Below are 11,553 nucleotides of genomic sequence, written 5' to 3' on the forward strand. Positions count from 1 at the left end.
GACCTTATGTCAAAAGAGGATGTTATAGAAATGCAGGGTACTGTTTTGGAAGCTTTACCTAATGCTATATTTGAAGTAGAATTGGAAAGTGGGCATAAAATATTAGCTCATATTTCTGGTAAATTAAGAATGAATTTTATAAGAATATTACCAGGTGATAAAGTCACTGTGGAGCTTTCTCCATATGATTTAACACGTGGAAGAATAACTTGGAGAGCAAAGTAATAAGGGAGGGTTAGCTATGAAAGTAAGACCATCAGTTAAGCCTATGTGTGAAAAATGTAAAGTTATAAAAAGAAAAGGAAGAGTAATGGTTATCTGTGAAAATCCAAAGCATAAGCAAAAACAAGGTTAATAATGTTTTAGGTACGGCTGACATTAGGCTCACAATATATCCTAATGACCTAAAACTTTATATATATATTTAATAAATTTTAATAAATCCTTTATCTATAAGTAAGATATTCAGGAGGTGTAATATTAATGGCAAGAATAGCAGGAGTTGACCTACCAAAAGAAAAAAGAGTAGAAATAGGTCTAACCTACATTTTCGGTATAGGATTACCAACTTCACATAAAATTCTTAAAGAAACAGGAGTTAATCCTGATATAAGAGTTAAAGATCTATCCGAAGAAGAAGTTAACGCATTAAGAGACTATGTAAATAAAAACCTCACAGTTGAAGGCGATCTAAGAAGAGATATAGCTCTTGATATTAAGAGATTAATAGAAATTGGTTGTTATAGAGGTATTAGACATAGAAGAGGACTTCCAGTAAGGGGTCAGAAAACTAAGACTAATGCTAGAACTAGAAAAGGACCTAAGAAATTAGTTGGTTCAAAGAAAAAGAAATAAGTGTAAGAGACTACATTAAGGAGGGAAAAAGATGGCAGCTGGATCAAAAGTTAAAAAGACAAGAAGAAGAAAAGAAAGAAAAAATATTGAGCACGGAAGTGCACATATAAAGTCAACTTTTAATAATTCTATTGTTACATTAACTGATACTGCTGGTAATACATTGTCATGGGCAAGTGCCGGCGGATTAGGATTTAGAGGATCAAGAAAGAGTACTCCATTTGCAGCTCAGATGGCAGCTGAAACTGCAGCCAAAGCAGCAATGGAACATGGTTTAAAGAGCGTAGAAGTATATGTAAAGGGACCAGGAGCTGGTAGAGAAGCTGCAATAAGATCTTTACAGGCTGCTGGATTAGAAGTAACTTTAATAAAAGATGTCACTCCAATACCACATAATGGTTGTAGACCACCAAAGAGAAGAAGAGTGTAATATTTTAGCAATAGGAGGTGTAATATTAAATGGCAAGATACACTGGAGCAACTTGCAGACTTTGCAGAAGAGAAGGATTAAAACTATTTCTTAAAGGAGATAGATGTTATACAGACAAATGTGCATTCTCAAGAAGAGGATATGCACCTGGACAACACGGACAGGGTAGAAAGAAAATTTCTAACTACGGATTACAGTTAAGAGAAAAACAGAAAGCTAAGAGAATATACGGAGTGCTAGAAAGCCAATTCAGAACATATTATGAAAAGGCTGATAAAATGAGAGGAATAACTGGTGAAAACTTATTAAGACTTCTTGAATTAAGACTTGATAACGCAGTATATAGATTAGGATATGGCAATTCAAGGAAGGAAGCTAGACAGTTAGTAACTCATGGACATTTCTTAGTAAATGGACACAAAGTTGATATTCCATCATATATATTATCAGTAAATGATGTAATTACTGTTTGTGAAAAGAGTAAAGCTACAGAAAAATTCAAGACATTTGCTGAAAATCCAAAGACATTACCAAATTGGTTAACAGGAAACCCAGAGAATTTTGAAGGAAAAGTTGTTAGTGAACCAGCTAGAACTGATATTGATGTTCCTGTAAATGAAACATTAATAGTTGAGTTATACAGTAAGTAATAACTAACAATTAAAAAGAATCAGTTGCCCTCAATGTAAACTAATAGATAATTGAAAAGGAGGGTTCCTAATGTTAGAAATTGAAAAGCCAAAAATAGAATGTGCAGAGATGGCTGAAGATGGTTCCTATGGCAAGTTTGTGGTAGAACCTTTAGAAAGAGGATATGGAATTACTCTAGGCAATGCATTAAGGAGAATACTCCTTTCTTCATTACCTGGAGTTGCTGTTAATTCTATAAAGATTGAGAATGTATTGCATGAATTCTCTACTGTTAAAGGTGTAAAAGAAGATGTTACTGAATTAATATTAAATATTAAATCACTAGCTTTAAAGATGAGCGGAGAAGGCCCTAAAACTATATATATAGATGCAAAAGGACCAGGTGAGGTAACAGCAGGTGATATAAAAACTGACGGCGATGTAGAAGTAATTAGTAAAGACCTACATATAGCTACATTAGATGAAGATGGAAGACTTTATATGGAATTGGTGGTTAATAGAGGTAGAGGCTATGTATCACAAAATCGAAATAAAGTTGAAGGTTTACCAATAGGAACTATCCCTGTAGATTCAATTTATACTCCTGTAAAAAGGGTTAACTTTACTGTAGAAAATACAAGAGTAGGCCAAATTACCGATTATGATAAACTAACTCTTGAAGTATGGACTAATGGAACAATAATGCCTGATGAAGCAGTAAGCTTATCAGCTAAGATATTAATAGAGCATTTCAAATTATTTATGACTTTAACAGATCATGCAAATAATGTTGAAATCATGGTAGAAAAAGAAGAAGATAAGAAAGAAAAAGTCTTAGAAATGACTATAGAAGAACTAGATCTTTCAGTTAGGAGTTATAATTGCTTAAAGAGGGCTGGTATAAATACAGTACAAGAATTAACTGAAAGAACAATGGATGATATGATGAAGGTTAGAAACCTAGGTAAAAAATCTCTTGAAGAGGTTGAGCAGAAACTTGCTGCTTTAGGATTAAGTTTAAAACAGAGTGAAGAGTAGTTTATAAGCTATAATACTACACGGAACGTAAGGAGGTATAGAGATGGCAGGATATCGTAAATTAGGTCGTCCAACTGACCAAAGAAGAGCAATGCTTAGAAGTCTAGTTACTAGTTTCTTAAAGAATGGTAAAATAGAAACCACTGCAACAAGAGCAAAAGAAGCTAAAAATTTAGCTGAAAAAATGATAACTCTTGGAAAAAGAGGAGACTTACATGCAAGAAGACAGGTGCTTGCATTTGTAACTGAGGAAGAAGTAGTTAAAGATTTATTTGAAAATATAGCTCCTAAATACGCTGAAAGAAATGGTGGATATACTAGAATGTATAAAGTTGGTCCAAGAAGAGGCGATGGAGCAGAAATGGTTATACTAGAATTAGTTTAGTAGCTTAGGGGATTAAGTAGAGACATAGCTTAGTCCCCATTTTAATATACTATCAATCATTATGAGGTGTTTATAAATGAATAAAAAAATGATTGAATGTAAGAATGTAGTGTACAAATATGAGGATGGCGGTGAAGGTAACTATAGATTAGCCATAGATGATGTGTCAATGGATGTGGGAAAAGGTGAATTTGTTGTAATACTAGGAAGAAATGGTTCTGGAAAATCTACAATAGCTAAGCATATGAATGCACTGATAATTCCTACTGAAGGAAAAGTTTACGTAGATGGAATGGATACTTCACTTATGGAGAATGTATGGAATATTAGAAGTAATGCAGGGATGGTGTTTCAAAATCCAGATAACCAAATTGTAGCTACAATTGTAGAGGAAGATGTTGCATTCGGCCCAGAGAATCTTGGAATAGAACCAGCTGAGATCAGAAGAAGAGTTGATGAATCTTTAAAGAGAGTAAATATGCAGGAATACAAAAAACATGCACCTCATTTATTGTCTGGTGGTCAAAAACAAAGAGTTGCTATAGCTGGAGTTTTAGCTATGAGACCAGAATGTATTATTTTTGATGAACCAACAGCTATGTTAGATCCGTCAGGAAGAAAAGAAGTAATAAAAACAATAAAAGAATTAAATAAAAAATTTGGTATTACTATAGTACTGATTACTCATTATATGGAAGAAGCTGTCGAGGCAGACAGAATTATCGTAATGGATTCAGGTAAGGTAATTATGGAAGGATCACCAAGAAAGATATTTAGTAATGTAGCAGCTATGAAAAAAATTGGTCTTGATGTACCTCAGGTAACGGAATTAGCTTACGAACTTCGAAAAGAAGGATTAGATATAGATTCAGATATATTGACTATTGATGAGATGGTGGATGCATTATGTCGATTAAAATAGAAAATTTAACCCATATTTATATGAAGGGAACCCCTTTTGAAAAAAAAGCAATAGATAATGTTACATTAGAAATAAAGGACGGGGAATTTATTGCGTTAATAGGTCATACTGGCTCAGGAAAATCTACCCTTATACAGCATATAAACGGTTTACTTAAGCCTGATTCAGGTAAAATTATAATTGATAATGTGGATATAACTAGTAAAAACATAAAGTTATCAAACATAAGAAAAAAAGTGGGTTTGGTATTTCAATATCCAGAATATCAACTTTTTGAGGAAACTGTTGAGAAGGATATTGCTTTTGGACCTAAAAATTTAGGATTAGGTGAAGAGGAAATAAACTCTAAAGTAAGAAGAGCCATGAATATCGTAGGTCTAGATTATAAAAAGTATAAGGATAAATCCCCATTTGAATTGAGTGGTGGACAAAAGAGAAGAGTTGCTATTGCTGGTGTAGTAGCAATGGAACCTAAGGTTCTTATATTAGATGAACCTACTGCTGGGTTAGACCCAAAAGGTAGGGATGATATATTAAGCAATATAGTAGATCTTCATAGAGAGTATAATATGACTATTATACTTGTTTCTCATAGCATGGAGGATGTAGCTAAGGTAGCTTCTAGGATACTTGTAATGCATAATGGGAAATGTATATTGGATGGAGAACCTGCAAAAGTATTCAAGGAAATAGATACCTTGGAGAGTGTAGGATTAGCTGTGCCCCAAGTAACTTATTTAGTAAAAAGATTAAGAGATAAAGGTTTTAATATATCTGAGGATATATTTACTGTAGAGCAAGCTAAAAAAGAGTTACTTAAGGTGTTAAAGAAATAAGATTGTTTATAATTATAAAAATCAAAGATAATTGTTAGGAGAGCATATAGATGATTAAAGATATTACATTAGGACAATATATACCTGGTGATTCCTTTGTACATAAACTTGACCCAAGAATTAAAATATTAATATCTTTAATATTCATTATAGATTTATTTATCATTAATAATTTTATAGGATATATATTTATAATACTATTTACAGCAACTGCCATAATAGTATCTAAAGTTCCTTTAAAATTCATCTATAAAGGTCTTAAACCTATTTTTGTATTGATAATTATTACAGCTATATTAAATATCTTCATGACAAGTGGAGGCAGAATAATATATCAGGGGAAATTTATTACTATATATGAAGAGGGATTAAGACTAGCAATATTTATGGTTATAAGATTAGTTTTTTTGATTATTGGTACATCACTTCTTACTTTAACTACGTCACCCATAGAACTTACAGATGGTATAGAGAAACTCTTAAACCCTTTAAGGAGAATAGGAGTACCAGCCCATGAACTAGCCATGATGATGACTATTGCTTTAAGGTTTATTCCTACGCTTATGGATGAGACAGATAAAATTATGAAAGCTCAAATGGCAAGGGGAGCCGATTTTGAATCTGGAAATATCATTCAAAGAGCTAAGAGTTTAATACCACTTCTTGTACCATTGTTTATAAGCTCATTTAGAAGAGCTGACGAATTAGCTATGGCTATGGAGGCAAGGTGTTATAGAGGGGGAGAAGGCAGAACTAGAATGAAACAGCTAAAACTAACCAGTAGAGATCTTATAGCTTCATTAGTTGTATTAGTTTTAATAATTTTATCAGTATGGAGTAGGTACTTATAATGAAGAATATAAAATTGTTAATAGAATATGATGGAACAAACTATTCTGGCTGGCAAAAGCAAATTAACAATAACGTAAGTACAATACAGGGAACCATAGAGCAATGTTTAAGCAAAGTTACCGGGGAGAAAGTGGAGGTAATAGGTTGCAGTAGAACAGATGCAGGAGTACACGCAAAGGGATTTGTAGCAAACTTTATTACTGAAAGCAGGATACCTAGTGATAAGTTTAAATATGCTATTAATAGAGTATTACCAGAGGATATAGTAATAATAGACTCTAAGGAAGAAAATATAAATTTTCATGCTCGATATTGTTGTATAGGTAAAAGATATATATATAAAATCTTAAATAGGCAATGGAAATCGCCAATATTGCGAAATTATGCCTATCATTTTAAAGATAAACTAGATGTAGAAAGTATGAATAAAGCTGCACAATATCTAATAGGAAAACATGATTTTACTTCCTTTAAAAGTTCTGGCAGCAGTGTTAGATCATCAGTTAGAACAATAATGGATGCGAAAGTGTATGCAGTTGAGGATTTGGTAATCTTTATTATTTCAGGCGATGGATTTTTATATAATATGGTAAGAATAATAGTTGGTACTTTAATAGAAGTTGGAATAGGTAAAAAGAAACCAGAAGATATTGTTAGTATATTAGAGGCTAAGGACAGGCAGAAAGCAGGAGCATCTGCTCCAGCAAGAGGGCTGTATTTAGATGAAGTATTTTATTAAAGAATGAAATTTCATTGACACGCCAGGCTGCTTGTATTATAATATAAATGTTTGTATTTTAAAGTATAAAGGATCCACTAGCCCCGGGTCTTTATATAGAACGAAAGTTTTTATGTCAATAGTTTAAGGAGGGAAAAAGATGAAATCGTACATTGCAAAACCACAAGAAATTGAAAGAAAATGGTATGTTGTAGATGCTGCTGGAAAACCACTAGGGAGAGTAGCAAGTCAGGTTGCATCAATATTAAGAGGAAAAAATAAGCCTATATTTACACCACATGTAGATACAGGAGATTTTGTAATAGTAATAAATGCTGAGAAGATAGTTTTAACTGGTAAAAAACTAGATCAAAAAATGTTAAGACACCATTCATTATATCCAGGCGGATTAAAAGAAACTTCATACAGAGAAGCTTTAGCAAAGAAACCAGAATTTGTTTTTAGTGAAGCAGTAAGAAGAATGCTTCCAAAGGGAGTTCTTGGAAGAGATATGCTTAAAAAGCTAAAAGTATACAGAGGAACAGAACATAATCACGAAGCTCAAAAACCTGAAATATTAGAATTAAGATATTAATAGGTAGAGCTGGGAGAAGGAGGAATAAAAATGGCAAAAGTTCAATATTTTGGAACTGGTAGAAGAAAGAAAGCAATTGCTAGGGTAAGACTTGTACCAGGTGAAGGTAAAGTAGTTGTAAATAAAAGAGATATAGAAAATTACTTTGGGTTAGAAACTTTAAGAGTTATTGTAAATCAACCATTAGTTTTAACTGGAACAAAAGATAAATTTGATGTTTTAGTAAATGTTCATGGTGGTGGATTTACTGGTCAGGCAGGAGCTATAAGACACGGTGTATCAAGAGCATTATTAAAAGCAGATGAAAGCTTAAAACCTGAATTAAAGAAAGCAGGATTCTTAACAAGAGATCCAAGAATGACAGAAAGAAAGAAATACGGTCTTAAGAAGGCTAGAAGAGCTCCACAATTCTCAAAGAGATAGTGGAAAGGAGAGGTATATCCTCTTCTTTTTTTTATAAAAATTTATAATAAAATCTATAATTATGAGAAGAATATTAAGGAGAAGGAGGAGGTGAAAACTTTGCACAGTCATAAAAGAAAAATAATTACTTTATTGGCCATTGGTGTTTATTGCATATGCATTTTTGTAAATATGGACGTATTAGCCTGTACAGCCGAAAAAAATTTAATTGATCAAAAGATAATATTAATAGATCCAGGCCATGGAGGTATGGATGGAGGAGCAGTATCTAAAAATGGCACCATAGAAAAGGATATAAATTTAAGTATAAGCCTAAAATTAAGAAGTGAATTAGAAAAGCTTGGATTTAAGGCTGTAATGACAAGAGAAGAGGATAAATGGTTATGTAGCGATAAGGGGAAAATTAGGGAGAAAAAGAGAGAAGACCTATATAATAGATGGAAAATGAAAAAAGAATCAAATTGTGATGCTTTTGTAAGTATACATCTAAATATGTTCCCGGAAAGTAAGTACTACGGAGCACAGGTATGGTACTCAAATAATGAAAACAGTTTAAAATTGGCATCATTGATTCAGTCCAATTTTAAATTATATTTAGATCAAAGTAATAAAAGATTGGAGAAACCAGCCAATGATGCTTATAAAATATTAAGAAATGGTGATAATATACCTTCTGTTATAGTAGAGTGTGGATTTTTATCTAATGCTCAAGAAGAACAAAAATTAAAAGATGAAGAATATCAAAGCAAGATAGCGATTATTGTCGCAAAATCAGTAAAAGAATATTTTGAAAATCAGTAGAAGGTAAACATAAATATTACATTTATGATATAATAATATACAAAATGACAAAAACTTAAAAAAATTTTATGTTTTTAAAAAAAAGATATTGATGTTATAAATAGGTTATGATATTATTAAATTGGTTAATGGATTAGTCCATTGGTCAATTTAGCTTTAAAGCTTTGGGAGTGATTTATATTCAAATTGTAATAGATAAGGGAAATAGAATTCCTTTATATTTACAGGTGAAAAAACAAATAATGGATTTGATTAAAGATGGATCTCTCAAAGTAGGATTTAAAATGCCAACAGAAAGAGAATTATCACAAAAGCTTCAGGTAAGCAGGAATACAGTAAGTATGGCTTATCAGGAACTTGAAAAAGATGGAGTGCTTAAATCTTATCAAGGGAGAGGTACCTTTGTAGCTGAAGAAGTCAAGTTGTGGGAAGATGAAGATATAAGAGATAAGTTAAAAAAGTTTGTTGATTTGGCTTTTGAAGAGGCTATAGAAACTGGAATAGATGCAGACGAATTTATGGAGATTGTTACAGAAAGAATCGAAGAGAAAAGAAGACTTATAAATGAGATAAGCGGGATATATGTTGAGTGCAATATAGAACAATCTAGGATATTTGCAGCTCAGCTAAAGGAAAGAACTAATATAGATTTTAAACCTGTAACAGTAAACGATTTAAGGATAATGGATAAAGATACGGAAGAGCTATTACAAAAATCGCAGATAATAATAACTACCTTTAATCATGTGAATGAAGTAAGAAGACTAACTAGAAACTTTAATAAAAACGTACTAGGGGTCGCCATTACACCAGACTTAGAAACTATAGTAAAGATTGCTAGATTCCCTATAGGAACTAAATTTTACTTTGTCTGCATATCTGAAGAATTTAAGTTTAAAGTAAGGGACGCTTTGGAGAGTGCAGGATTAGGTAACATAAATATAGAATATACAAATTCATCATATAAAGAGGAATTAATAGAAATAATAGAGAGGTCTGATGTGATAATAGCTTCACCAGGTAGATATAAAGAAATTAATGAACTAAACGGTGGAAGGAAGCAAATTATTAATTTTCTATATAGTTTAGATGATGGCTCTGTAAAGGCATTAAAATCTAAACTTTTAGAGATCAAATATTCAAAATAAGCTTAAGATAGATATATAATTTTTATATATATAAATTATCTAGGAGGTTTTAAAAATGGAGAAAAAGACTATTGTTCTTGGAGTTATTGGTTCAGACTGTCATGCAGTTGGTAACAAAATATTAGACCATTCATTTACAAATGCAGGCTTCAATGTTATTAACATAGGAGTTTTATCATCACAGGAAGATTTCATAAATGCAGCTATAGAAACTAAAGCAGAGCTTATATGTGTTTCTTCTCTATATGGACAGGGAGAAATTGACTGTAAGGGATTAAGAGAAAAATGTGATGAAGCAGGACTTAAAGGAATAAAACTATTTGTTGGTGGAAATATCGTTGTTGGAAAGCAAAACTGGCCAGATGTTGAACAAAGATTTAAAGCAATGGGATTCGATAGGGTATACCCACCAGGAACATCTCCAGAAACAACAATAGCTGATATGAAAGAAGTTTTGGGAGTAAAATAATTAACAAAGGCTACTGTGTATTGCCTAAATTATAGGAGTTGATTAGGGTGGATGCTTATTTACTTTTAGACTTTGGTAGCACTTATACAAAATTAACAGCAGTAGACATCGAAAATGAGGAAATACTAGCTACAGCACAAGATATTACAACTGTAGAAACTGATATAATGATAGGATTTAATAAGGCTTATGAAAGTCTTACAGAACAGCTTAAAGGCAAAGAAGTAAACTTTGTAAAAAAACTAGCATGCTCTTCAGCTGCTGGTGGATTAAAGATGATAGCCATTGGTCTTGTACCAGAACTTACAGCAGAAGCTGCAAAAAGAGCTGCTCTTGGAGCAGGAGCTAGAGTATTAAATGTATATAGTTATGATTTAACTAATAAGGAAATTGAAGAAATAAAAAATACAAATTTAGATATAATACTATTAGCTGGTGGTACAGATGGTGGAAATAAAGAATGTATAATCCACAATGCAAAGATGTTGGCTGAACATGGAGTTAAACTTCCAATAGTTGTAGCAGGGAATAAAGTAGCTAGTGATGAAATATCAGAAATATTGGATAAAGCAGGTATATTCTATAAAGTTACAGAAAATGTAATGCCAAAGCTAAACATTTTAAATGTAGAGCCTGCAAGGGAACAAATAAGACAGATATTCATGAAAAGAATTGTAGAAGCAAAGGGAATGAAAAATGCAGAAAACTTTATTAATGGAATTCTTATGCCTACCCCGGCAGCAGTTTTAAAAGCTGCTAGAGCATTAGCAGAAGGAACTGATAAAGAAGAGGGCGTTGGAGATCTTGTAGTTGTTGATATTGGTGGCGCTACCACTGATGTACACTCTCTTGCAGAGGGTGATCCATCTAAGCCAGGAGTAACATTAAGAGGACTTCAAGAACCTTTTGCAAAAAGAACTGTCGAAGGTGACCTGGGAATGAGATATTCTGCACTTTCTTTATGGGAAGCAGCAGGAACAAGAAAGGTTCAAAAATATCTATGCGATAATAGTGTAGATATAGAAGCTTCTTGTAAATATAGATCTGAACATATAAAAATGGTACCTGACACAGAAAAAGAAATTAAATTTGATGAAGCCATGGCTAAAGTAGCAACAGATATGGCTTTAGAAAGACATGTTGGGGTTATAGAAAGCATGTATACTCCTATGGGAGTTGTATATAGTCAGATAGGCAAGGATTTATTAGATGTTAAATGTTTAATAGGAACTGGAGGGGTACTAGTTCATAGTAAAAATCCAGGGGAAATATTAAAAGCAGGAACATTTGATATGGCCGATCCTACTCATTTAAAACCACAGCATCCAGATTACTATATAGATAAGACATATATATTATCTGCAATGGGTCTTCTAGCAGAGGATCTTCCAGATAAAGCGGTTAGAATTATGAAGAAATATTTAGTTAAAGTTAACTAAAATTTGATAGGA

At 32.4% G+C, this 11,553-nt stretch carries 17 protein-coding genes; all 17 read left to right on the forward strand.

From position 1 onward, the window contains the following. The first annotated feature begins 6 nt into the window (after positions 1-6). The 17 genes from infA (at position 7) to glmL (ending at position 11,541) form a co-directional block, all read left to right on the forward strand. Positions 7-225 carry a translation initiation factor IF-1 gene (infA, locus tag CLLI_RS00440; RefSeq protein WP_106062318.1) on the forward strand — a complete coding sequence of 73 codons (219 nt, stop codon included), beginning with the start codon at positions 7-9 and terminating at the stop codon, positions 223-225. Positions 226-241: 16 nt separating this feature from the next. Further along, positions 242-355, forward strand: coding sequence for a 50S ribosomal protein L36 (gene rpmJ, locus CLLI_RS00445; RefSeq protein WP_021122033.1), 114 nt, complete (start codon positions 242-244; stop codon positions 353-355). A gap of 128 nt (positions 356-483) precedes the next feature. Further along, positions 484-855, forward strand: coding sequence for a 30S ribosomal protein S13 (gene rpsM, locus CLLI_RS00450; protein ID WP_106062319.1), 372 nt, complete (start codon positions 484-486; stop codon positions 853-855). Positions 856-886: 31 nt separating this feature from the next. Beyond that, positions 887-1,285 carry a 30S ribosomal protein S11 gene (gene rpsK / locus CLLI_RS00455; RefSeq protein WP_035147472.1) on the forward strand — a complete coding sequence of 133 codons (399 nt, stop codon included), beginning with the start codon at positions 887-889 and terminating at the stop codon, positions 1,283-1,285. A 29-nt stretch (positions 1,286-1,314) separates the two neighbouring features. Further along, positions 1,315-1,935 carry a 30S ribosomal protein S4 gene (gene rpsD, locus CLLI_RS00460; RefSeq protein ID WP_106062320.1) on the forward strand — a complete coding sequence of 207 codons (621 nt, stop codon included), beginning with the start codon at positions 1,315-1,317 and terminating at the stop codon, positions 1,933-1,935. Positions 1,936-2,005: 70 nt separating this feature from the next. Further along, positions 2,006-2,953, forward strand: a complete 948-nt coding sequence (locus CLLI_RS00465; protein ID WP_106062321.1) for a DNA-directed RNA polymerase subunit alpha — start codon at positions 2,006-2,008, stop codon at positions 2,951-2,953. A gap of 43 nt (positions 2,954-2,996) precedes the next feature. Then, positions 2,997-3,338, forward strand: a complete 342-nt coding sequence (gene rplQ, locus CLLI_RS00470) for a 50S ribosomal protein L17 (protein ID WP_106062322.1) — start codon at positions 2,997-2,999, stop codon at positions 3,336-3,338. 76 nt (positions 3,339-3,414) lie between these two features. Continuing rightward, positions 3,415-4,260, forward strand: coding sequence for an energy-coupling factor transporter ATPase (locus CLLI_RS00475; RefSeq protein ID WP_106062323.1), 846 nt, complete (start codon positions 3,415-3,417; stop codon positions 4,258-4,260). Continuing rightward, positions 4,245-5,096: an energy-coupling factor transporter ATPase gene (locus CLLI_RS00480; RefSeq protein ID WP_106062324.1), complete on the forward strand. Its 852-nt coding sequence runs from the start codon at positions 4,245-4,247 to the stop codon at positions 5,094-5,096. Before CLLI_RS00475 ends, CLLI_RS00480 begins: the two co-directional genes overlap by 16 nt. A gap of 50 nt (positions 5,097-5,146) precedes the next feature. Continuing rightward, positions 5,147-5,947 (forward strand): energy-coupling factor transporter transmembrane component T family protein, encoded by an 801-nt coding sequence (locus tag CLLI_RS00485; protein WP_106062325.1) that lies wholly within the window; start codon positions 5,147-5,149, stop codon positions 5,945-5,947. Beyond that, positions 5,947-6,687: a tRNA pseudouridine(38-40) synthase TruA gene (gene truA / locus CLLI_RS00490; protein ID WP_106062326.1), complete on the forward strand. Its 741-nt coding sequence runs from the start codon at positions 5,947-5,949 to the stop codon at positions 6,685-6,687. Before CLLI_RS00485 ends, truA begins: the two co-directional genes overlap by 1 nt. 139 nt (positions 6,688-6,826) lie before the next feature. Further along, the gene (rplM, locus tag CLLI_RS00495) at positions 6,827-7,261 is read left to right on the forward strand and encodes a 50S ribosomal protein L13 (protein ID WP_106062327.1); all 435 of its coding nucleotides are present in this window, start codon (positions 6,827-6,829) and stop codon (positions 7,259-7,261) included. Positions 7,262-7,291: 30 nt separating this feature from the next. Further along, on the forward strand, positions 7,292-7,684 hold the full coding sequence (gene rpsI, locus CLLI_RS00500; RefSeq protein ID WP_106062328.1) for a 30S ribosomal protein S9: 393 nt from the start codon (positions 7,292-7,294) through the stop codon (positions 7,682-7,684). 99 nt (positions 7,685-7,783) lie between these two features. Continuing rightward, positions 7,784-8,485 carry an N-acetylmuramoyl-L-alanine amidase CwlD gene (cwlD, locus tag CLLI_RS00505; RefSeq protein ID WP_423236787.1) on the forward strand — a complete coding sequence of 234 codons (702 nt, stop codon included), beginning with the start codon at positions 7,784-7,786 and terminating at the stop codon, positions 8,483-8,485. A 227-nt stretch (positions 8,486-8,712) separates the two neighbouring features. Further along, positions 8,713-9,633, forward strand: coding sequence for a GntR family transcriptional regulator (locus CLLI_RS00510; RefSeq protein ID WP_341456989.1), 921 nt, complete (start codon positions 8,713-8,715; stop codon positions 9,631-9,633). Between the two features lie 55 nt (positions 9,634-9,688). Beyond that, complete coding sequence (gene glmS, locus CLLI_RS00515) at positions 9,689-10,102, forward strand: methylaspartate mutase subunit S (RefSeq protein WP_106062330.1); 414 nt, start codon at positions 9,689-9,691, stop codon at positions 10,100-10,102. A gap of 47 nt (positions 10,103-10,149) precedes the next feature. Beyond that, positions 10,150-11,541 carry a methylaspartate mutase accessory protein GlmL gene (gene glmL / locus CLLI_RS00520; protein WP_106062331.1) on the forward strand — a complete coding sequence of 464 codons (1,392 nt, stop codon included), beginning with the start codon at positions 10,150-10,152 and terminating at the stop codon, positions 11,539-11,541. Positions 11,542-11,553: the final 12 nt, after the last annotated feature.

It is taken from the genome of Clostridium liquoris, from assembly GCF_002995785.1.
GTDB lineage: Bacteria > Bacillota > Clostridia > Clostridiales > Clostridiaceae > Clostridium_AO > Clostridium_AO liquoris.

Coding starts and splice junctions, on each gene's coding strand:
- infA (WP_106062318.1), top strand. CDS start 7: ATGTCAAAAGAGGATGTTATAGAAATGCAGGGTACTGTTTTGGAAGCT.
- CLLI_RS00480 (WP_106062324.1), top strand. CDS start 4,245: ATGTCGATTAAAATAGAAAATTTAACCCATATTTATATGAAGGGAACC.
- rplM (WP_106062327.1), top strand. CDS start 6,827: ATGAAATCGTACATTGCAAAACCACAAGAAATTGAAAGAAAATGGTAT.
- CLLI_RS00475 (WP_106062323.1), top strand. CDS start 3,415: ATGAATAAAAAAATGATTGAATGTAAGAATGTAGTGTACAAATATGAG.
- rplQ (WP_106062322.1), top strand. CDS start 2,997: ATGGCAGGATATCGTAAATTAGGTCGTCCAACTGACCAAAGAAGAGCA.
- rpsI (WP_106062328.1), top strand. CDS start 7,292: ATGGCAAAAGTTCAATATTTTGGAACTGGTAGAAGAAAGAAAGCAATT.
- rpsK (WP_035147472.1), top strand. CDS start 887: ATGGCAGCTGGATCAAAAGTTAAAAAGACAAGAAGAAGAAAAGAAAGA.
- rpsM (WP_106062319.1), top strand. CDS start 484: ATGGCAAGAATAGCAGGAGTTGACCTACCAAAAGAAAAAAGAGTAGAA.
- CLLI_RS00485 (WP_106062325.1), top strand. CDS start 5,147: ATGATTAAAGATATTACATTAGGACAATATATACCTGGTGATTCCTTT.
- glmS (WP_106062330.1), top strand. CDS start 9,689: ATGGAGAAAAAGACTATTGTTCTTGGAGTTATTGGTTCAGACTGTCAT.
- truA (WP_106062326.1), top strand. CDS start 5,947: ATGAAGAATATAAAATTGTTAATAGAATATGATGGAACAAACTATTCT.
- rpmJ (WP_021122033.1), top strand. CDS start 242: ATGAAAGTAAGACCATCAGTTAAGCCTATGTGTGAAAAATGTAAAGTT.
- rpsD (WP_106062320.1), top strand. CDS start 1,315: ATGGCAAGATACACTGGAGCAACTTGCAGACTTTGCAGAAGAGAAGGA.
- CLLI_RS00465 (WP_106062321.1), top strand. CDS start 2,006: ATGTTAGAAATTGAAAAGCCAAAAATAGAATGTGCAGAGATGGCTGAA.